Origin of the sequence: Ideonella sp. BN130291, from assembly GCF_036231905.1 — a bacterium.
Classification (GTDB): Bacteria; Pseudomonadota; Gammaproteobacteria; order Burkholderiales; family Burkholderiaceae_C; genus CAMLIZ01.
Window position 1 is genome coordinate 77480 of record NZ_JAZARE010000003.1, and the last position, 19264, is coordinate 96743.

Sequence of the window (19264 nt, forward strand, 5' to 3'; positions counted from 1 at the left end):
GCCATCGGAGCCGGGCGCGCGGATTGCTGCGCTGCAGCATCCCCTCACCACAGGAGCACTCATGCCCAGCCTTCCCCAGCCCGACTTCCAGCCTTTCGTGCGGCTTGCCCAATCGAACTTCGCGTCGCTCTCCGAGTTCTGGCTGTCGCCGGATGTGGTGCAACAGCCTCTCGCTGTCGCGCAGCGGCTGTTCAACCCGAACAGCGGCGGCACCGCCAACCTGGCGTCGACCGCGGAGCCGTTGTCGCGCCTGGTGCGGGGCCTGACCGAGAACTACAGCCGCTTCTTCAGCGAGCTCACCCAAAGCGGGATGTCGCTGTGGAACCAGGCCCAGGCAGCCGCCGGGGACGCCGCCGACAACGTGGTGAACGCCACAGAGGGCACCAGCCGCCGCTCGCGCGCCGCAGCCTGAGCCCCCACGGTGCCACGCCCGCGCGAGCCGCGCGGGCTGGGGCGTTGCCGGTCTTCCGGGCTCCGCCTGGATCGCTGTACCGCGCCTAACCGTTGCGCGCCACCCACTCGATGACCGCATCGAGTGCCGGCGTGCCGCGCGCGGCCTGCGGGTGGTTCACCATCGCGGCCACTGCGTAGACGCGGCCGCTTTTGCCGACCACGTAACCCGCCAGCGCGCGCGTGTCGCTCAGGGTGCCGGTCTTGAGGTAGGCGCGGCCACTGGCCGTCCCCCGGCGCAGGCGGTTCACCAGGGTGCCGTCCACGCCCGCCACCGGCAAGGAGTCCACCAGGCTCTGCGTGCCGCCGTTGCGCCAGGCGTTGTGCAGCAGCTGCACCATCGCGCGCGGCTTGCCGCGTTCGTTGTGCGACTGGCCCGAGCCGAGCTCGATCGTCACATCGTCGTCCTTCAGCCCCTCGTCCCGCAGCCAGCCCTGCAGGCGGCTGCGCGCCCGTGGCAGCGGGTCGCCGGTGCCGCTGCCGGCCAACGCCAGCAGCAGGCGCTGCGCACCCACATTGAGGCTGGGCTTGTTGATGTCACGCAGGCGGTCGGCCATGGAGGTGAAGAGCTGGCTCGACCAGCCGGCCGCAGCGGCGGGCGTGGGCTTGCGCGCTTCCACCACGCCACCGCGAACCCGCAGCCCCGCCTCGCGCCACAGCTGCGCCACCGTCGCCGCCGGGCTCACGGGCGCGGGCGGGAGGGCCGCGGCCACGCCGACAGGCAAGCCTTGCGGCAAGTTGAGCGTGGCCGCGTCGCGGCTGCCGCAGGTCTTGTCCCAGCGCCCACTCACCCACACCGCGGGTGTGGCGGTGCCCGCGCCCAGCGTGGTCTTCCAGCGCGCGTAGACGCTGCAGCCACCGCCCATGGCCACGTCGTTGATCACCTGCACGCCCACGGCCGGCCGCAACGCGATGCTGGCGCGCGGGCCGGCCGCTGGGGCCACCTGCACCACCAGCCGGCCGCCGCCGCGCGGCGTTGGCTCCGCGCCACCGCCATCGGCCGCGCTGGCGAGCGACAGGCTGGGTGGGTCCTGCAGCAGCGCCACATGGTCCAGCACGATGCGGCCGGACACCTCGCTCAAGCCCTCGCTGCGCATCTGCGCGAACCATCGCCGCAGGTCGGCCGGTGTGAGGCCGGCCTCCGCGCCGCCAATCACCAGGTCGCCGGCCAGGCGCCCGCGCACCATCGGCCCGGTGGCAAAGGCGTGCGAGCGCCACTGGTGGTCGCTGCCCAGCAGGCGCAAGGCGGCCAGCGAGGTCACCACCTTGGCGGTGGATGCGAGCTGGAACGGCTGCTCGGCATTCAGCTCCGCGAGCGCGGCCGGCAGCTCCGAATCCACCGGCCGCACGTACAGCCCGAAGCTCTTGAGCGGCAGGCCGGAGGCCTTGAGCGCCGCACTCACCTGCGGCGGCAAGCCTCCGCCGGCGCAGGCTGGAACGGCCAGGGCCAGGGTGGCGCCGAGGCTGAGCACGCGCAGCAGAAGTGACATCAAAAAGGTCCGGCAAGTAGCGGCAACCCAGCCTTGCCATCAATCCGCGTGCCGTCCCGCGAACCGGGGGGTGCGGGTACCACGCTTGCCGACTTGGCCACATGGCCATCGCATCAAGAGGATTCCCCATGACCCAGCCCCGCACACCCGAGCAAGCCAGCGACCGGCTGGAGGCCAAGGCCGAGAAGCCCGAGGACAAGCTGCCCACTTACCAGGAGCTGCTGGACGGCGCGGTGGAGGACACCTTCCCGGCCAGCGATCCGGTGGCCACCAGCGTCGGCCGGCATGCCGCACAACCGGTGAGTACCGGCATGGACGACAAGGACTGGAAGCTGGAGCCGGCCAGTGCACGCCATGCCCGCAATGCGGAGGTGGTGGCCGAGTTCGAGGACGAGGCCGCGGCGCGCCAGGCGCAGGACCATGCGCTGGCCGACGACATGCCCACCGCGCGCCTGGAGCTGCCGTCGCAGAGCCAGCGCGAAGGCCCCGCCGCCACGGTCACCGTGGTGGCCTGCAACAACACCCAGCGCGAGCGCGCGGTGGAGATCGTGCGCGAGGCGGGCGCGGCCCACGTGGAAGTGAAACGCTGAAGGCGCGGCAGCGCCGCATCGGCTGAGGTCGCGTGGGCGCAGGCCGGCCGCTAAGATCGGCGGCCACCCCACGCCAAGGAGGACCTTCCGATGCCCTACATGCTGCTCATCATGGAGCCCACCGGGCAGCGGCGCACCCGCAACGGGGCCGAAGGCCATGAGGTCTACGACCGCATGCTGCGCTTCGGCGCCGAACTGAAGTCGCGTGGCCAGCTGCTGGCGATGGAATCGCTCAAGATGGCCGAAGCCACCCGCGTGCAGGTGCGCCAGGGCGAACGCCGTTTTGTGGACGGCCCGTTCTCCGAGGCCAAGGAGCTGGTTGGCGGCTTTTTCCTGGTGGACGTGCCCACCCGGGAGCAGGCGCTGGCGCTCGCCGCCGAATGCCCGGCGGCCGAATGGTGCACGGTGGAAGTGCGATCGCTGGGCCCCTGCTACGAAGACGCATAGGTTTCGTGCGCCCGCATGTCGAATCAGGCGATCCTGGTTCGTCGTGGGATTGAGCGCCTGGACCAGGCGGCCTGAGCACCAAGGAGACCTCATGCGATTCATGATCATCGTGAAGGCCACGGCCGCGAGCGAAGCCGAAACCTCGCCCGCGCCCGCCGACGACAAGCTGATGGCCGCCATGGCCGACTACCACGAAGCGCTGGCCAAGGCCGGCGTGCTGCTGGACGGCGCCGGCCTGCAGCCCAGCGCGAAGGGCTGGCGCATCCACTACTCCAAGGGCCAGCGCACGCTGGTGGACGGCCCCTTCGCCGAAACCAAGGAGCTGGTGGCCGGCTACACGCTGATCCAGGTGAAGAGCCGCGAGGAAGCGCTGGAGTGGACGCGCCGCTTCCCGGCCCCCATGGGCGAGCTGGAAGACGGGCAGATCGAGGTGCGACAGTTGTACGAGCTGGACGACTTTCCGCCCGGCGAGGCCACCGAGCGCTTCAAGACCATCGGCGTGCTCTGAAGGCAGCGCCGGCTCCCCGACTGAAAAAGGACACCCACCATGGCCCAACAGATCTTCGTCAACCTGCCGGTCAAGAACCTGCCGCGCAGCATGGAGTTCTTCAGGCAGCTCGGTTTCGAGTTCAATCCGCAGTTCACCAACGACCAGGGCGCCTGCATGGTGATCAGCGACACCATCTACGCGATGCTGTTGACCGAGCCCTTCTTCCAGACCTTCACCAAGAAGCCGGTGGCCGACGCCACCAAGGGCACCGAAGTCATCGTGTGCCTGTCCTGCGACAGCCGCGAGAAGGTGGACCAGCTGGTGAGCAAGGCGCGCGCGGCTGGCGGCACGGTACCCAACCAGCCGCAGGACCACGGCTTCATGTACGGCCATGGATTCGAGGACCTGGATGGCCACGTGTGGGAGCTCGTCCATATGTCGAGCACCGATGGCGGCAAGGGCTGACGATCCAAAGCCTTTGCCCATGAGCGGAGCCACCCATGCCGCGATCGACGCCGTCTGGCGCATCGAGTCGGCCAAGATCATCGCCGGCGTGGCGCGGCTCACGCGCGACATCGGCCTGGCCGAGGAGCTGGCGCAGGATGCGCTGGTGGCCGCGCTGGAGCACTGGCCGCGCACCGGCGTGCCGGACAACCCGGGGGCCTGGCTGATGACCACCGCCAAGCACCGGGCGCTGGACCAGCTGCGGCGGCACAAGCTGCAGGCCGAGAAGCATGAGCAGATCGGCCATGAGCTGGAGGCGCAGGAGGCGCTGGTGGTGCCCGACTTCGTGGACGCGCTGGACGCCGCGCGCAACGATGAGATCGGCGACGACCTGCTGCGGCTGATCTTCACCGCCTGCCATCCGGTGCTGTCCACCGAGGCCCGCGTGGCGCTCACGCTGCGCCTGCTGGGCGGGCTCACCACCGCCGAGATCTCTCGCGCCTTCCTGGTGCCCGAGCCCACCATCGCGCAGCGCATCGTGCGCGCCAAGAAGACGCTGGCCGCCGCCCGCGTGCCCTACGAGCTGCCGCGCGGCGAGGCGATCGCGCCTCGCCTGGCCTCGGTGCTGGAAGTGATCTACCTGATCTTCAACGAGGGCTACACCGCCACCGCGGGCGAGGACTGGATGCGCCCTGCCCTGTGCGGCGAGGCCCAGCGCCTGGGCCGCATCCTGGCCGAGCTGGCGCCCCAGGAGCCGGAGGTGCATGGCCTGGTCGCCCTGATGGAGCTGCAGGCCTCGCGCGCCGGTACCCGGGTGGACGCACAGGGCCGCCCGGTGCTGCTGCTGGACCAGAACCGGGCGCGCTGGGACCAGCTGCTCATCCGCCGGGGCCTGGCCGCGCTGGAGCGTGCCGAGGCGCTGGGCGGCGCGATGGGGCCGTATGCGCTGCAGGGTGCGATCGCGGCCTGCCATGCGCGGGCGCGCACGCCGGAAGCCACCGACTGGGAACGCATCGCCGCGCTGTACGACGCGCTGGCGCAGGTGGCACCCTCGCCGGTGGTGGAGCTCAACCGCGCGGTCGCGGTGGCCATGGCCTTCGGCCCGGCCAGCGGGCTGGAGATCGTGGATGCGCTGTGCGCCGAGCCCACCCTCAAGCATTACCACTGGCTGCCCAGCGTGCGCGCCGACCTGCTGGCCAAGCTGGGCCGCCATGCCGAAGCGCGCGCCGAATTCGAGCGTGCGGCCGGGCTGGCACGCAATGCGCGCGAGCGCGAGCTGCTGCTGGAGCGCGCCCGCGCACTGGGCCACTAAGGCCCGTCAACCCGCCTCGCGGGCGCCCGGCTCCATCAGCTTCACCAGCGTGTGCAAGACCCGGTTGGCCGGCGTGGGAACACCCAGCGCCTGGCCCTTGCGCAGCACCAGTCCGTTGAGGTGGTCGATCTCGCTGGGCCGACCACGCGCCAGGTCCTGCGCGGTGGATGACAGCTGCGTCGGCATGGTGTGGGCGATGCGCTCCACCGCCGCCCACACGTCGCCCGGTACGTCCACGCCCGACGCGCGAGCCACCGCCAGGCACTCGGCCACCACGTCGCGCATCACAGCCTCCACGCCCACGCCCTGCACCAGCCGGCCATAGGGCAGCTGCGTGATCGCCGACAGCGCGTTGTAGGCGCAGTTCAGGATGAGCTTGGCCCACAGCGCACCCGCCACATTGCCGGATACCTGCAGTGGTACGCCGGCCGCGCCAAAGGTGGCCACCAGCTCGTCGCTGCGCGCCGACGGCCCGATCACCAGCTCGCCGCGCCCATGGTGCTTCACATGGCCCGGCCCCGCCATCTCGGTGGCCACATACACCACCGCCGGCAGCACCGGCCGCCCCAGCACCGCCTGCAGGCGCTCGGCGTTGTCCACGCCGTTCTGCAGGCTGAGCACCAGGGCGTCCGGCGCGAGGTGGGGTTGGATTTCGAGGCCGGCGGTTTCGGTGTCGGTGGACTTCACGCAGAACAGCACCAGCTCAGCGCCGCTCACGCCGCGGGCATCCGTGCTCGCCTGCATGGTCACGTGCTCGTCAAAGGTCTGCGTGTCCAGCCGCAGGCCGTGCTGCCGGATCGCCTCCACATGCGCCTGCCGGCCCACCACGCAGACCTCATGCCCCGCTCGCGCCAGCATGCCGCCGTAGTAGCAGCCCACCGCGCCTGCGCCCATCACCGCAACATTCATCACCGATCCCCCTGCGCTGCCAGCTGCACTGCCCGCGCCACCAGTGCCATGACGGCGTTGTTGTGCGCCATCAATTCGGAGGCCGGCGGCGCCGACGCCATGGTGACGACCGCCAAACGCAGGCGGGGCACCATCAATGCGTACTGCGCCCCGTGGCCCCAGGCCCAGGCCACCGCTTCGCCATGCAGCCGACCGGTGAACCAGAGGTACCCGTAGCCAATGTCGGTCACCGGCTCCACGCGCCAGCCGGCCGGTCCGTGCGATGCCGTGCTCTGCGCCACCCAGGGCGCCGGCACCACCTGGCGGCCACGCCAGCGCCCGCCGTCGAGCGTCATCCACGCCAGCTTCAGCAGGTCGCGCGGTCGCAACGAGACGCCGCCATAGGCGAGGGGCAAGTCCGCGCGATCCCGGCGCCAGCCGAAGTGCGTAATCCCCAGCGGCGCGAACAGGTCCCGGCGGGCCAGGTCCGCAAGGTCGCTGCCTTCAACGCGCGCGAGGATCGGCGAGAGCAGGGAAATCGCAGCGTCGTTGTAGGTCCACCGGCCCGCACCTTGGGCGTCCGCCGGCAAGGCCAGGGCATAGCGCACCGGGTCGCTCGCCTGCTCCAGCTCGCGCATCTGCCGGCTCCAGTCGTAGGCCACCGCGCTGCGGCCGGTCAGCAGCTGGCGCAGGCTGGCCCGCGCGGCAGCGGACGGCTGGTCGGCGCCCGGCTGCGACAGCAGCTCGCCCACGGTGGCGTCCAGGCCGGGCAATGTTCCGCGCTCCAAGGCCTGGCCCACGAGGAGCGAGCACAGGCTCTTGGTGCAGGAATGGATGGGCTGCAGCTCGTTGGCGCCCGTCCTGTCGTAGTAACGCTCGCCCACGAGCACACCATCGCGCGCGACCAACAGGCTGCGCATGCCGCGCACTGCGGCCGCGTCCGACAGCAGCTGTTCCAGCGCAACGGCGTCCAGACCGTGGGCCTGGGGCGGCTCGACGCCCCACTCGGTGCTCTGTGCGTCCTCCAGTCTTGCCGACGCAGGAGCGGACGGGCCTGCCAACGCCCCGCGCAGCGCGACCGCCCCCGCGGCTGCGGCCGCGGTTCCAAGCACGATGTGTCGCCTCGTTGCCATCAATCCTCCGCTATTGCGTCCTGCCCCATTCAAGCATGTCGGCTGTCGATTTGGCATCTCCAGCTTCGTCGTTGCGATGAGGACGCCAGAACCCTCGCCTCGCAGCCACCAACCACAGGAGTGCACCATGCTCAAGACCCTTGCCCTTGCCCTCGCCCTCGCCGCCGCCCTCGCCTTCCTGCTCATCGTGGCAGCCGCCAGGCCGGACACCTTCGAAGTGCAGCGCAGCGCCAGCATCCAGGCCCCGCCGGACACGGTGTTCGGGCTCATCAACGACCTGCGCGCCTTCAGCACCTGGTCGCCGTATGAGAAAAAGGATCCGGCCATGAAGAAGCACTACAGCGGCCCGGTCGCCGGCCGCGGGGCAGCGCAGGCCTGGGAAGGCAACCGCGAGGTTGGCAAGGGCCGGCTCGAGATCACCGACGTGGCCGCACCGTCGCGTGTGACGATGGAGCTGCACATGATCGAGCCGCTGGAAGGCCGCAACACCGTGGTCTTCACCCTGCAGCCGCACGCCGGCGCGACGCATGTCACCTGGTCGATGCACGGCCCCGCGCCCTACATCTCCAAGCTGATGGGCATGTTCTTCGACATGGACAGCATGATCGGGCGCGACTTCGAGGCCGGCCTGGCCGAGCTCAAGCGCGTGGCCGAAGCCCGCTGAGCGCTACGATGGCAAGCTGTTTGAATCGCCCTGCCATGCCCGAGCCTTCCATCGACGACGACCCGCCACCCAAGGAGCCCGTGCGGCCCGACGACGACGCCTGTTGCGGCAACGGTTGCGACCCTTGCGTGTTCGATTTCTACGAGCAGGAACGGCAGCAGTACTTTGCCCAGATGCGCGCCTGGTGCGCGCGCCGTGCTGCGGCCCAGGCCGACGCGCCGGCGCCGGGCAACGCGGCCTCCGCCGGTTGAACCGCGCTGCCCGGCGCACGCCATGCCCACCCGCCGCGCCGCGCGCCACCGGCACCATGTGTACGTGGTAGCCCTCGATGACCGGGTGTGGAACGAGCCGAGCTTCCGCAAGGCCAACCCGGAGTACCGGCATGAAAAGCCGCTGGTCTACGTGGGCATGACCGGCCTGGACCCGGACCTGCGCTTCGACCGCCACAAGGCCGGCATCCAGGCCAACCGCTTCGTGCTGGCCTATGGCGTGCGCCTGATGCCGGAGCTGTACGCCGTGTACAACCCGATGCCGTACGAGGCCGCACGCGAGATGGAGGTGGAGCTGGCCATCGGCCTGCGCGAGGCCGGCTACGCGGTCTGGCAGGCCTGAACGGCGGCTCGGGCTTTCAGCGTTGCGGCGGCTGGCCCAGCGCCTCCAGCATCAAGGCCAGCTCCATCGTGATGGTGGCGTCCACCGCGGGCTGGTCGATGCCGGCGGAAAAGGCTTCCATCACCTGGGCCGCATCGGCGCGCAGCTGGTCCGCGAGTGTGGCCGCCTCCGGCGCTGGCACCAGCGCCAGCAGGCGTCGCAGAGCGCATTCCTGCATCGCCTGCTTCACGGCGGTCTGTTGCATCAGCTTGGCCAGGCTCTTCAGCACGTCGGGGGTCATGCAGGCACCTTACCATCCCGCGCCGCGTGGCACCCGGCTTGCCGCGCAGACCGCGCTGCCAAGGAGATCGCGATGCGCACCTGGAACCTGCCTGTCTTGTCCGCCCTGTGGATGGCTACCGCTACCGCCACCGCGCAACCGCAGGCCGCGAGCGCGATGCCCACGCACTTTCCGCAGGCCACCACGGCGCCCGATGCCGCCGACGTCCAGGTCGACACGGTCGCCAGCGGGCTGCAGCACCCCTGGTCGCTGGCTTTCCTGCCGGACGGCCGCATGCTGGTCACCGAGCGGCCGGGGCGTTTGCGCATCGTGTCGGCGGACGGCCGCGTGTCGCCGCCGGTGCAGGGTGTGCCGCCGGTGCAGGCCCAGGGCCAGGGCGGCCTGCTGGACGTGGCGCTGGATCCGGCCTTTGCCACCAACCGCACGCTGTACCTCTCCTTTGCCGAGCCCGGCGAGGGTGGCGCCGGCACGGCGGTGGCGCGTGCAGTGCTGGACGGTGCGGCCCTGAAGGACCTGCGGGTCATCTACCGCCAGACGCCGAAGGTGGGCGGCGGCAACCACTTCGGCTCGCGCCTGGTGTTCGGGCGCGACGGCACCCTGTTCATCACCCAGGGCGATCGCTTCAGCGAGCGCGAGCGTGCGCAGGACCTGAGCGTGACCATCGGCAAGATCGTGCGCATCCGCACCGATGGTTCCATCCCGCCGGACAACCCCTTCGTGCAGCGCAAGGGCGCCCGCCCGGAGATCTGGTCCTACGGCCACCGCAACGTGCAGGGTGCGGCGCTCGATCCCAACGGTCAGCTCTGGACTGCCGAGCACGGCGCACAAGGTGGCGACGAGATCAACCGCCCGGGCGCCGGCCGCAACCACGGCTGGCCGGTGATCACCTACGGCCGCGACTACTCGGGTGCAAAGATCGGAATCGGCACCGCAGCTGCCGGCATGGAGCAGCCGGTGCACTACTTCGATCCCTCCATCGCGCCCTCGGGCATGGCGTTCTACACCGGCGACAAGTTCCCGGGCTGGAAGGGCGACCTGCTGGTGGGCTCGCTGAAGTTCACCCATCTCGCGCGCCTGCAGCTGCGCGACGGCCGCGTGGTGGCCGAGATGCGCTACCTGGAGGACCTGCAGGAGCGCATCCGCGACGTGCGCCAGGGGCCCGACGGGTTCGTCTACCTGCTCACCGACAGCGCCGACGGCCGCCTGCTGCGCCTGCGGCCCGCGCGCTAAAGCCGGCACTGAGCGCGGCATCCGTCACACCGCGCGCACGAAGGCGCGCGAAGGCTGACGAATGTCTCGAAACGCCTTGCTTTTCCGGCGCCACCCCGGCGCCCGCGGCTTGCATGATGGCCGCAGGGAAGAGAAGGAGATGCAGTGGGTTTGCAGACACAAGGGCTGCGTGCCATCGTGGCCGCATGGGCGGTTGTGTGCCTGGCGCCGCTGGCCCAGGCCGGCGAGCGCGAGCTGGCGCTGGCCGAAGTGGAGCGCATCAGCGCGTCCGCCGACACGCGCCAGGTGGCGCGCTGGGTGCTGGCCTCTGGCGACAACGCCGGCCTGCCCTTCGCCATCGTCGACAAGAAGGACGCCCGGCTGTTCGTGTTCGGGCCGCAGGGCCGCATGCTGGGCACCGCGCCTGCCTTGATCGGCCAGGCGCCCGGCGACCACACCGTGCCCGGCGTCGGCGACAAGCCGCCTTCGCAGGTGCTGCCCGACGAACGCACCACGCCGGCCGGCCGCTTCGTGTCGGAGCCGGGCCGCAACCTCGACGGCGAACGCGTGGTGTGGGTGGAGTACGACTCCGGCTTTGCCATCCACCGCGTGCGGCCCGACCGTGCACAGCAGCGTCGCCTGCAGCAACTGGCCAGCACCAGCCCCGACGACAACCGCGCGACGCTGGGCTGCGTGGTGGTGGACGACGACTTCTACGCCGGCGTGGTGCTGCCCCAGCTGGGGCGCGGGTCCGCGGTGGTGTACGTGCTGCCGGAAACGCGGCCGGTCAGCAGCCTGTTCGGCGGCGTGCGCCTGGCCAGCAGCGGCAGCAGCAGCGCGGCGCCGCCTCAGCCGAGGTAGGCAAAACGCGGCTGGGGCACGCCGTCGATCTCCACCGTGCCGGCGAACATCGTGGCCGGCCGCACCCACAGGCTGAAGTCGCCGTAGAGCGTGCGGTAGACCACCATCCACTCCTCGGTTTCCGAGTGGCGCGCCAGCGCGATCACCTCGTAGTCCTGGCCCTTGTAGTGGCGGTAGCGGCCGGGAAGGATCGCCGGAGCATCGTGGTCTGCGCTCATTTGCGGCCCCGCAGGCGCTGCACCAGCGTCACCGCCGCCAGCACCACCACGCCTGCCACCACGCCGATCAGCGCATTGGCAAGGAACGAAGCCAGCGGGCCCAGCACCGGGCCGATGCCCGCCACCGCGCCGGCCGCATGGGCCACATCGTCCACGCCATGGTGCAGCGCCGGCACGCCGTGGGCCAGGATGCCGCCGCCCACGAGGAACATGGCCGCGGTGCCGGCCACGGACAAGGTCTTCATCAACCAGGGTGCCGCCCGCAGGATCCAATCGCCGATGCGCTGTTGCAGCGCGCCGCCACGGCGGCTGAGGTACAGGCCCAGGTCATCCAGCTTCACGATGCCGGCCACCAGGCCGTAGACGCCCACGGTCATCAGCACCGCCACGCCGACCAGCACGCCCACCTGCACGCTGAAGGCCGCGCCCGCCACCGAGCCGAGCGCGATGGTGACGATCTCCGCCGAGAGGATGAAGTCGGTGCGCACCGCGCCCTTGATCTTGTCCTTTTCAACCGCGACCAGGTCGACGCTGGGGTCCACCAGCGCGCGCCTCAGCTCGTCGTGGTGCTGCGCGTCCTCGCTGGGGTCATGCAGGAACTTGTGCGCCAGCTTCTCCACGCCTTCGAAGCAGAGGTAGGCGCCGCCCACCATCAGCAGCGGCGTGATGGCCCAGGGCGCCAGCGCGCTGATGGCCAGCGCGGCCGGCACCAGGATGGCCTTGTTCACCGCCGAGCCCTTGGCCACCGCCCACACCACCGGCAGCTCGCGCTCGGCATGCACGCCGGACACCTGCTGCGCATTGAGCGCGAGGTCGTCGCCCAGCACGCCGGCGGTCTTCTTGGCCGCCACCTTGGTGAGCAGGCTCACGTCGTCCAGGATGGTGGCGATGTCGTCGATCAATGCAAACAGGCTGCTGGCGGCCACGGTGGGAAGGCTTTCGTTGAAGTGGAGATGAGGCCCGGCATCGTAACGGCGTTGCGGGCCGGCATCGACAATGCGCGCATGGAACACGGCCGCACGCTAGAAAACCGCCTGATGGAGCTGGAGGTCAAGGCCAGCTTCGCCGACGACCTGCTGGACCATCTGAACGCCCAGGTCGCGCGGCAGCAGGAGCAGATCGACCTGCTGCTGCGCGAGGTGGCCCAGCTGCGGCGCCAGCGGCCGGATGACACCACCCCGGGCGCCACCAACCCGGTGGACGAGCGCCCGCCGCACTATTGACCGCGCGCCCTGGGCTTGCTGGTTCAGCGCGGCGCACCCTGGTGCGCGACACCCTTGAAGAAGGTGTAGCAGAACACCCCGTCGGGCTCGGCGGTGCGGTGCAGGTCGCGCACGCCGGCATCAAAGGCCTGGGCGCTGCTCAGGCCCGCCGCGACGGCAGCGCCACGCACGCCCTCGATCATCGCCGTGAAGGTCTTGCGCGTGAAACCGTCGACCAGCTGCGGCCGGCTGCCGTCCACGTACACCATGCGCGGCAGCACCCGCACGCTGTCGAAACCGGCCTGCACCAGCAAGGGGTAGAGCTGCCGGCCGATCAACGCATTGCCGCCCGCGCGCTGCTGCAGCGTCACCTGGCATTGCACCGCGGCCTGCGCTGCCGCGCTGGCCGGGTGGAAGCAGGTGGAGCCGTGGTCGCCCTCGATCACCGTGAGCGTGCCCCCCGGCTTGAGCAGGCGCTTGAGCAGGGCCAGCGCCCGCGCCGGCTGGGCCAGGTGCTCCAGCACGAAGCAGACGAACACATGGTCGAAGGACGCCGCCTCGAACGGCAGGTGGAAGATGTCGCCCTGCTGCACCGCCACGTTGTGCAGCCCGGCCGCCTGCAGCCGTCGCCGCGCTTCGGCCACCGAGGCGGCGGAGATGTCCACCGAGGTGAAGTGCGCACCGGGGCTGCGCTGGGCCAGCGTCACCGTCTGGGCACCGACGCCGCAGCCGGCTTCCAGCACCCTGCTGCCGGCGGGGTACTGCGTGTCGCCATGCAGCAGCTCCACCAGGGTGCCGGCCTGGTCCTGCAGGCGCTCGTTTTCGCGCGGGTCGTAGCCGTGCACATAGGCGGGGGTCATGGTGTGCCTGCGGTTGCAAAGAGGGTGGCAGTCTCCCGCCCCCGCCGGTCGGCGTCTTGAACGCGATTGCAGGCGCCGCCCGCCTGCGGGGGCCGCCGCGTGGCCTTGGTCAACCGGCAGCGCCCGGGCACACCGCCTTGCGCCACGCGCCAGGCGTGAAGCCGAACAGGCGCATGAAGCAGCGCGTCATGTGGCTCTGGTCTGCAAAGCCGCACGCGGTGGCGGCCTCGGCCAGGCCCGCACCCCGGCGTATCAAGGCCCTGGCGCGCTCGGCCCGCTGCTGCTGCAGCCAGGCATGCGGCGGCAGGCCGTAGGCCTTCTCGAAACGGCGCAGCAGCTGGTATTTGCTCAAGCCCGACATCCCGGCCAGCTCCTCCAGCGTGGGCGGGCCCAGCAGCTCATCGGCCAAGCGGTCGCGTGCCTGCCTCACCTCGCCCGCCACCTCGCGCGCCGGCGCAGCGCTGCCATGGCGCCGCAGCAGCAGGTGGCCGCTGCGCGCCAGCGCCTCCTCGCAGGCCAACAGCACGGCGCGGTCGGCACACGGGGCGGACCGCCAGGCGTCCAGCCGGGAAAACAACTGCAGCAGCGCCCGCTTGAGCGCCGGGTCCTGGATGACCGGGCGGGTGAGCGCGACGTCCGCGCCGGCGCTGGCGCCGTCCGTGAGCAGCCCGAAGGCCGATGGATCGACGTACAGCATGCGCCAGCGGCGCGAGGGCCCACCCAGCGGGCGCCCGTCATGCACCTCGCCGGGGTTGGTGGTGATCACGTCGCCGGCATAGGCGTCCACCACGCCGCACCCGCTGGCGGAGGTTTGTGCGCCGTCCACCAGCAGGCCCACACCGTAGGTGGCATGCCAGTGGCGCCCGAAGTGGCGGGCGCTGTCGGTCACGGTGCCATGCACTCCGGGCCAGGGAGCACCGGCCACCTGGCATCGGTGCGTGGGGGCGGGTGTCATGCGGGGGGCGCAGCCAGAGGGATCACCCGCGCAATGTAGCGAGTGCGCGGCCCGCGGTTCAGCGCGCCTGCATCTGCGCCCCGTCGTTCGCCGCCGCCGGCACGCCCTCCTCCGGCACGAAGATCCACAGCAGCAGGTACAGGCCCACGCCCGTGCCGGCGCACAGCGCGAGCAGCGTGAACAGCAGCCGCCACATCCAGGCCGCGATGCCGGTGGCCAGCGACAGGCCGCCACACACCCCGCCCAGCCACCGGTCGCCCCGGCTTCGGCGCAGCGCGTTGACCGCCGCCACCGCGGGCGGCGGGTCAGCCGGCTCGCCTGCCGTGCCGAGCACACGTTGCTTGGCGCGCATGAATTCGTCGTCGGACAGCTGGCCGCGCTGATGCAGCTCGCCCAGGCGGGCCAGTTCGTCGGTGAGGCTCATGGTGTGGCTCCTGAAGGGGACTCGATGCCTTCAGCGTAACGATGCGGGCGGCCCGCGCCAGCGCGGTGCGACGAACTGCACCGGCAGCGCAACAGGGCGGCAATCGGCCGCACCGGCCGCAAGAATCTGTTGCGCCCCACCCCCCGGAACAGGGGGGCGGCGTGCCGTTCCAGGGGCATGTGCCTTGCCGTGTGGATCACGTCGAATTCAAATCGGGGAAGCAGTGAAGTCGTATAAAGCTGCGGCACCAGGCACGCTTGGCCGCTCGCGCCCCTTGGGCCTGGGCGCCCTGATCGCCACGGTGTTCCTCTGCGCGTGCGGTGGCGGCGGTGGTGGGGACGGCGGCGAGGAGACCTCGGTCACCCCGCCACCACCTGCGCCGACGCCCGCACCCGCCCCGGCGCCTGCGCCTGCGCCTGCGCCCGCACCGGAGCCAGCACCGGCACCGGCACCTGCTCCAGCACCAGCACCGGCACCTGCTCCAGCACCGGCACCTGCTCCCGCTCCGGCACCGGCGCCTGCTCCCGCTCCGGCACCTGCTCCAGCACCACCGCCGCCACCGCCACCGCCACCGCCACCGCCGCCACCGCCCGAGCCGGAGATGGACGGCATGGGGATGCTGCAGGATGCCCAGATCGCGGCGCTTTCCGCCCTGCCCCCGAGCACGGTCGCGCCGGTCGATCCGCGTCGCTCGCTGGTGGTCACCGACCAGGCGATCCTGGCGAGCTTCAGCTTCGACGAGTTCATGAGCACGCTGGCGTCGCAGAGCCCCACGCCGATCACCAAGCAGGTGCTGTTCAACCAGTGGATGGACACCAACAACCGCAAGCCCGGCCTGGCGCTGGGACCGCATTGCGACGACACGGTGGATACCAACGGCTCGCCCACGGTCAACGGCTTCGTCATCCAGTGCCCGCGCGCCGAGGGCAACCAGATCGGTGCCAGCGCCTTCGACCCCAGTTCACCGGACTCCTATGTCGCGGTGGCGCTGGTCAACCGGATCGACCTCGCCAGCCTGCCCACCCAGGGCGACGACTGCGGCGAATACCGCATCGTGTTCGCCAAGAAGAGCGGCCTCACGGTGGAGGGCCGCTTGAACCGCAACCTGGTGGTGTTCGAGGGCGTGCTGCCGAACCCGAAGCACAACGGCAAGGACCTGAGCGGTTGTGTGCCGCTGGCCCAGTTCTGGGCCGGCCTGAGCAACATCGCCGACCCTGCGCAGCGCGCCACCCAGCTGCACGACTTCTACTACAAGGGGCTCACCGGCTTCCAGCCCGTGGTGCGGGCGGCCGCTTATGGCAACGCGTCCACCCGGGCCAAGGGCCAGGTGCGCACCAACCAGTTCATGCAGCAGAACTGGCTGATGCGGCAGTACACCTTGCAGGTGGACAGCGGCTTCCTCAAGTTCATGCCCATGCCCGGCAGGAACAACCCCGAAGGCCTGCTGTTCAACGAGACGGCCAACCATGCCAAGAGCGCCGACTTCCGCGCGGCGTTCCTCAACGTGGTGGGCTCGTTGAAGGTGAACGACGTCTACCGCTTCAACATGACTGCGCTGTCCGACGCCTTCAGCGCCTTCGACAGCGACGCGCAGAGCACGACGAAGACCAATTACGCGAAGCAGTTCGAGAGCTCGCCGAACTTCTCGGCCGCCATCCAGGCCAAGCTCTCCGAAGGCACCGCGTCCAGCCTCACGCCGCAGGACATCGTGGCGCGCGCGCAGGCCATGTCCTGCGCGGGCTGCCACCAGCTGAGCAATGGCGCGTCGTTGGGCGGCGGCCTCACCTGGCCGGCATCGGCGGGTTTTGCCCACACCCCGGAAAACAAGACGGAACCCAGCCCTGACGGGCCCACCGGTGCCGTGCGCTACGTGGTGTCGCCGGCCATGAACGAGCTGTTCCTGCCGCGGCGCAAGCAGGTGATGGAGCTGTTCCTCGGCGGCTCGTCCAACCCCGGTGCGCTGGCCACCCTGCCGCGGGCAAAGGCCAAGTCCTCCGGCGGCGGGCACGGGCGCTGACGCGCGCAGCGCCGGCATCCGCTGACGCGTCAGAAGTCGAGGCTGAACAGGGCGCTGTCGCCCTCGGGCAGTTGCATCAGGCGCTGGTAGCGCAGGCCCAGCTTTTCCAGCAGCGCCATGGACGGCAGGTTGTCGGGCGCCGTGATGGCCAGCAGGCGCTGCAGGCCGATGTCGTTGGGTGCATGCGCCAGCACCGCCCGGCCGGCCTCCAGCGCATAACCCCGGCCCCAATGCCGCTCCAGCAGCGCATAGCCGATGTCCACTTCCGGCAGGCTGTCGCGCTTGACCAGCCCGCAGATGCCCACCGGCTCGCCGCTGGCCTTGAGTTCCACCACGTACATGCCGAAGCCGTGCCGGTCGTAGGCCGCGCGCACCCGGTCGGTGATGTAGGCGCGTGCGCCCGCCAGGTCGCGCGCGCCGCGGTCGCCGATGTTGCGGATGAACGAGGGCTGGTTCAGCAAGGCGAGCATGAAGGCCGCGTCGCCGGTGTGCATGCGGCGCAGGCGCAGACGCTCGGTGTGGATCACGCGGAAGGTCACGCGCATGGCCGGCGGCGGATCTCGCGTTGCGCCCGTCAGGCGGTTTGTGGGCTGCGCCAGAGGCTGGCGTTCCACAGGCGGGGCGCCTGCGGCGCACCGGGCGCGTCGCCCAACGGCCGCTGCCACCAGCCCACGTCGCGCCAGGCCCCGTGTTTGAACCCCACGTTGCGGTACACGCCCAGCGGCTTGAAGCCCACCGACTCGTGCAGCCCGACGCTGCCCGCATTCGGCAGTGCGATCCCGGCAAACGCCTGGCAATAGCCCAGCTCGGCCAGCTCGCGGAACAAGGCCAGGTACAACCGCTTGCCCACGCCCTGCCCGCGCGCGTCGTCGCGCACATAGGCGGACACGTCCACCGACCACTGGTACGCCGCGCGTTCGCGATGCCGGCTGGCATAGACATAGCCGTTCACCGCGCCGGCGGCATCCAGGCTCACCAGCCAGGGCAGGCGCTGCACCGTCGCCTCGATGCGCGAGCGGATCTCATCCACGCTGGGCGGCTCGAGCTCGAACGAGATGGCGGTGTGTTCGACGATGGGCGCGTAGATCGCCGCAATGGCGGCGGCGTCGCTGGACAAGGCGGGGCGAAGCGTCATGGCAGGTCGGATGGCAGCGGTGGTGATCGACAAGCGAGCATACCGGCGGCTGCCCGGGCCGTGAAAACCGGCACCCGCCGCGCCCGGCGCCACGGTGAGCGGCCCCGCGTCGGCACGCACTGACAGCCGCGCCACTGCAGCGCCGACAAGGCACAGGCCTTGCCCGGACTCGAGGCACCATGCCCGAGCGTCCCTCCAAGCCGTCCTTCCAGCCGATGGTTGACGCAGCACCCACAGCGGATGCTGCGCCCTCACCCGCGTCGCCCCCCGCGGCTGCCGCAGCCGCGCCGCAGCCGCGCGAGCGTGCACCCTGGCGCGCGGTGCGGCGGCACCTGGCCCTGCTGCGGCGCAACGCGTCCGTGGCGCCCGCCCAGCCGCAGGCGCCACGCGACGCCCTGGCGCGCCATGCCACCGCGCTGGCCGCCGCCCTGCCGCACGAGCTGACCGAAGGCAACCAGGTCGAAGTGCTGGTCGACGGGCCGGCCACCTACGCCGCCATGTTCCAGGCCATCGACGCGGCACGCGACCACATCAACATCGAAAGCTACATCGTCGAAGCGGAAGGGCCCGGGCGCGAGCTGGCCAGGCGCCTGATCGCCAAGCGCCGCGAAGGCGTGAAGGTGAACTTGCTGTTCGACCACTTCGGCTCGCTGCAGACCCGCAGCAGCTACTTCGACGCGCTGCGCGAGGCGGGCGTGCAGATGTGCTGCTACAACCCGCTGCTGCGCGGCTTCAAGGAGACCTTTCGCCGCGCGATGCACCTGCGCGACCACCGCAAGCTGCTGATCGTGGACGGCCGCGTGGCCTTCACCGGCGGCATCAACATCTCCAACGTGTATGCCGTGCGGCCCGGCGCAGGGCGTCGCCCCTGGCAGGCCCAGCCCGCCCCCTGGCGCGACACCCATGTGAAGGTGCAAGGCCCGGTGGTGGCACAGCTGCAGCAGCTGTTCATCGACCACTGGATCAGCCAGACGGGGCAGCGGCCGTACCTGGCGCACTACTTCCCGCGCCTGCCGAAGATGGGCCCGCACCGCGTGGGCGTGGCCGCCTGCGAGGCCGGCCGCCGGCGCAACCCCTTCTACCGCTCGCTCCTGCGCGCAATCGAGCTCGCGCAGCATCGCATCTGCATCACCGCCGCCTACTTCGTGCCGCCGCGCCGGCTGCTGCGCGCGCTGTGCCAGGCCGCCCAGCGCGGGGTGCGGGTGGAGCTGCTGCTGCCCAGCATGAGCGACGCCTGGGCGCCGCTGCATGCCGGGCGTTCGCACTACAGCCGGCTGCTGCGCAGCGGCGTGCACATCCACGAGCGGCTGGATGCGCTGCTGCATGCCAAGACCGCGGTGATCGACGGCGTGTGGGCCACCGTCGGTTCTAGCAACCTCGACTGGCGCAGCTTCCTGCACAACGCCGAGGCCAACGTCGTGGTGCTCGGCGAAGCCTTCGCGGCCCGCCTGGAGCAGGTGTTCGCCGACGACCTGGCGCGCAGCGAGGCGATCGCGCTGGAGGACTGGCGCAGGCGTGGGCGCCGCCAGCGGCTGCTGGAGTGGGCGGCTCGCAAGGTGGAGTTCTTTCTCTGAACCAGCGCG

At 71.0% G+C, this 19264-nt stretch carries 26 protein-coding genes; 14 read left to right on the forward strand and 12 right to left on the reverse strand.

Features of this window, described 5'->3' with window-relative positions:
• The first annotated feature begins 61 nt into the window (after positions 1–61).
• Positions 62–412, forward strand: coding sequence for a hypothetical protein (locus tag VPH43_RS06765; protein ID WP_328576916.1), 351 nt, complete (start codon positions 62–64; stop codon positions 410–412).
• Between the two features lie 85 nt (positions 413–497).
• Here the strand turns inward: VPH43_RS06765 and VPH43_RS06770 are convergent, their stop codons facing one another.
• A complete protein-coding gene (locus VPH43_RS06770) occupies positions 498–1940 on the reverse strand; it encodes a D-alanyl-D-alanine carboxypeptidase/D-alanyl-D-alanine-endopeptidase (RefSeq protein WP_328576917.1) in 1443 nt (480 codons plus the stop codon).
• Positions 1941–2068: 128 nt separating this feature from the next.
• Here VPH43_RS06770 and VPH43_RS06775 point away from each other — a divergent pair, with 128 nt between their 5' ends.
• From VPH43_RS06775 to VPH43_RS06795, 5 genes are all read left to right on the forward strand, one after another.
• Positions 2069–2530, forward strand: a complete 462-nt coding sequence (locus tag VPH43_RS06775; RefSeq protein ID WP_328576918.1) for a hypothetical protein — start codon at positions 2069–2071, stop codon at positions 2528–2530.
• A 90-nt stretch (positions 2531–2620) separates the two neighbouring features.
• A complete protein-coding gene (locus tag VPH43_RS06780) occupies positions 2621–2977 on the forward strand; it encodes a YciI family protein (RefSeq protein WP_328576919.1) in 357 nt (118 codons plus the stop codon).
• Between the two features lie 91 nt (positions 2978–3068).
• The gene (locus VPH43_RS06785; RefSeq protein WP_328576920.1) at positions 3069–3485 is read left to right on the forward strand and encodes a YciI family protein; all 417 of its coding nucleotides are present in this window, start codon (positions 3069–3071) and stop codon (positions 3483–3485) included.
• Positions 3486–3524: 39 nt separating this feature from the next.
• Positions 3525–3932 carry a VOC family protein gene (locus VPH43_RS06790; RefSeq protein ID WP_328576921.1) on the forward strand — a complete coding sequence of 136 codons (408 nt, stop codon included), beginning with the start codon at positions 3525–3527 and terminating at the stop codon, positions 3930–3932.
• 19 nt (positions 3933–3951) lie between these two features.
• Entirely contained in the window at positions 3952–5223 is a 1272-nt protein-coding gene (locus tag VPH43_RS06795; protein WP_328576922.1) for an RNA polymerase sigma factor, read from the forward strand.
• A gap of 6 nt (positions 5224–5229) precedes the next feature.
• On the opposite strand, the gene VPH43_RS06800 is transcribed toward VPH43_RS06795, so the two are convergent.
• Together VPH43_RS06800 and VPH43_RS06805 are read right to left on the reverse strand one after the other, a co-directional pair.
• A complete protein-coding gene (locus VPH43_RS06800) occupies positions 5230–6132 on the reverse strand; it encodes a ketopantoate reductase family protein (protein WP_328576923.1) in 903 nt (300 codons plus the stop codon).
• Entirely contained in the window at positions 6132–7244 is a 1113-nt protein-coding gene (locus VPH43_RS06805; protein WP_328576924.1) for a serine hydrolase domain-containing protein, read from the reverse strand. The genes VPH43_RS06800 and VPH43_RS06805 overlap by 1 nt, the downstream gene beginning before the upstream one ends.
• 127 nt (positions 7245–7371) lie before the next feature.
• Here VPH43_RS06805 and VPH43_RS06810 point away from each other — a divergent pair, with 127 nt between their 5' ends.
• Genes VPH43_RS06810 through VPH43_RS06820 form a run of 3 tightly spaced genes read left to right on the forward strand, consistent with a single transcriptional unit; the run spans position 7372 to position 8520 of the window.
• Positions 7372–7908 (forward strand): SRPBCC family protein, encoded by a 537-nt coding sequence (locus tag VPH43_RS06810; protein ID WP_328576925.1) that lies wholly within the window; start codon positions 7372–7374, stop codon positions 7906–7908.
• Between the two features lie 35 nt (positions 7909–7943).
• Positions 7944–8159, forward strand: coding sequence for an oxidoreductase-like domain-containing protein (locus VPH43_RS06815; RefSeq protein ID WP_328576926.1), 216 nt, complete (start codon positions 7944–7946; stop codon positions 8157–8159).
• Between the two features lie 22 nt (positions 8160–8181).
• Entirely contained in the window at positions 8182–8520 is a 339-nt protein-coding gene (locus VPH43_RS06820; protein ID WP_328576927.1) for a hypothetical protein, read from the forward strand.
• 16 nt (positions 8521–8536) lie between these two features.
• Here the strand turns inward: VPH43_RS06820 and VPH43_RS06825 are convergent, their stop codons facing one another.
• A complete protein-coding gene (locus VPH43_RS06825) occupies positions 8537–8800 on the reverse strand; it encodes a hypothetical protein (protein ID WP_328576928.1) in 264 nt (87 codons plus the stop codon).
• A 156-nt stretch (positions 8801–8956) separates the two neighbouring features.
• Between VPH43_RS06825 and VPH43_RS06830 the strand changes: the two genes are divergently transcribed.
• Together VPH43_RS06830 and VPH43_RS06835 are read left to right on the forward strand one after the other, a co-directional pair.
• A complete protein-coding gene (locus VPH43_RS06830) occupies positions 8957–10030 on the forward strand; it encodes a PQQ-dependent sugar dehydrogenase (RefSeq protein ID WP_328577382.1) in 1074 nt (357 codons plus the stop codon).
• Between the two features lie 144 nt (positions 10031–10174).
• On the forward strand, positions 10175–10870 hold the full coding sequence (locus VPH43_RS06835; RefSeq protein WP_328576929.1) for a hypothetical protein: 696 nt from the start codon (positions 10175–10177) through the stop codon (positions 10868–10870).
• Here the strand turns inward: VPH43_RS06835 and VPH43_RS06840 are convergent.
• Positions 10858–11088, reverse strand: a complete 231-nt coding sequence (locus tag VPH43_RS06840) for a DUF1653 domain-containing protein (RefSeq protein ID WP_328576930.1) — start codon at positions 11086–11088, stop codon at positions 10858–10860. The two genes, VPH43_RS06835 and VPH43_RS06840, sit on opposite strands and share 13 nt — an antisense overlap.
• The gene (locus VPH43_RS06845) at positions 11085–12014 is read right to left on the reverse strand and encodes a DUF808 domain-containing protein (RefSeq protein WP_328576931.1); all 930 of its coding nucleotides are present in this window, start codon (positions 12012–12014) and stop codon (positions 11085–11087) included. The genes VPH43_RS06840 and VPH43_RS06845 overlap by 4 nt, the downstream gene beginning before the upstream one ends.
• 78 nt (positions 12015–12092) lie before the next feature.
• Between VPH43_RS06845 and VPH43_RS06850 the strand changes: the two genes are divergently transcribed.
• Positions 12093–12311: a SlyX family protein gene (locus VPH43_RS06850; protein ID WP_328576932.1), complete on the forward strand. Its 219-nt coding sequence runs from the start codon at positions 12093–12095 to the stop codon at positions 12309–12311.
• Positions 12312–12334: 23 nt separating this feature from the next.
• On the opposite strand, the gene VPH43_RS06855 is transcribed toward VPH43_RS06850, so the two are convergent.
• The 4 genes from VPH43_RS06855 to VPH43_RS06870 all read right to left on the reverse strand — a co-directional run bounded on the left by VPH43_RS06855 (position 12335) and on the right by VPH43_RS06870 (position 15116).
• Positions 12335–13150 (reverse strand): class I SAM-dependent methyltransferase, encoded by an 816-nt coding sequence (locus VPH43_RS06855; RefSeq protein WP_328576933.1) that lies wholly within the window; start codon positions 13148–13150, stop codon positions 12335–12337.
• Between the two features lie 109 nt (positions 13151–13259).
• Positions 13260–14039: a helix-turn-helix transcriptional regulator gene (locus VPH43_RS06860; RefSeq protein WP_328576934.1), complete on the reverse strand. Its 780-nt coding sequence runs from the start codon at positions 14037–14039 to the stop codon at positions 13260–13262.
• 124 nt (positions 14040–14163) lie between these two features.
• Positions 14164–14529 (reverse strand): PspC domain-containing protein, encoded by a 366-nt coding sequence (locus tag VPH43_RS06865; protein WP_328576935.1) that lies wholly within the window; start codon positions 14527–14529, stop codon positions 14164–14166.
• A gap of 359 nt (positions 14530–14888) precedes the next feature.
• Positions 14889–15116: a hypothetical protein gene (locus tag VPH43_RS06870; RefSeq protein WP_328576936.1), complete on the reverse strand. Its 228-nt coding sequence runs from the start codon at positions 15114–15116 to the stop codon at positions 14889–14891.
• A gap of 23 nt (positions 15117–15139) precedes the next feature.
• Here VPH43_RS06870 and VPH43_RS06875 point away from each other — a divergent pair, with 23 nt between their 5' ends.
• The gene (locus tag VPH43_RS06875; protein ID WP_328576937.1) at positions 15140–16546 is read left to right on the forward strand and encodes a hypothetical protein; all 1407 of its coding nucleotides are present in this window, start codon (positions 15140–15142) and stop codon (positions 16544–16546) included.
• Between the two features lie 29 nt (positions 16547–16575).
• Here the strand turns inward: VPH43_RS06875 and VPH43_RS06880 are convergent, their stop codons facing one another.
• Positions 16576–17091 (reverse strand): GNAT family N-acetyltransferase, encoded by a 516-nt coding sequence (locus VPH43_RS06880; protein WP_328576938.1) that lies wholly within the window; start codon positions 17089–17091, stop codon positions 16576–16578.
• A 29-nt stretch (positions 17092–17120) separates the two neighbouring features.
• Positions 17121–17681 carry an arsinothricin resistance N-acetyltransferase ArsN1 family B gene (locus tag VPH43_RS06885; RefSeq protein ID WP_328576939.1) on the reverse strand — a complete coding sequence of 187 codons (561 nt, stop codon included), beginning with the start codon at positions 17679–17681 and terminating at the stop codon, positions 17121–17123.
• Between the two features lie 179 nt (positions 17682–17860).
• Here VPH43_RS06885 and VPH43_RS06890 point away from each other — a divergent pair, with 179 nt between their 5' ends.
• A complete protein-coding gene (locus VPH43_RS06890) occupies positions 17861–19255 on the forward strand; it encodes a phospholipase D-like domain-containing protein (protein WP_328576940.1) in 1395 nt (464 codons plus the stop codon).
• The last annotated feature ends 9 nt before the right edge of the window (positions 19256–19264 follow it).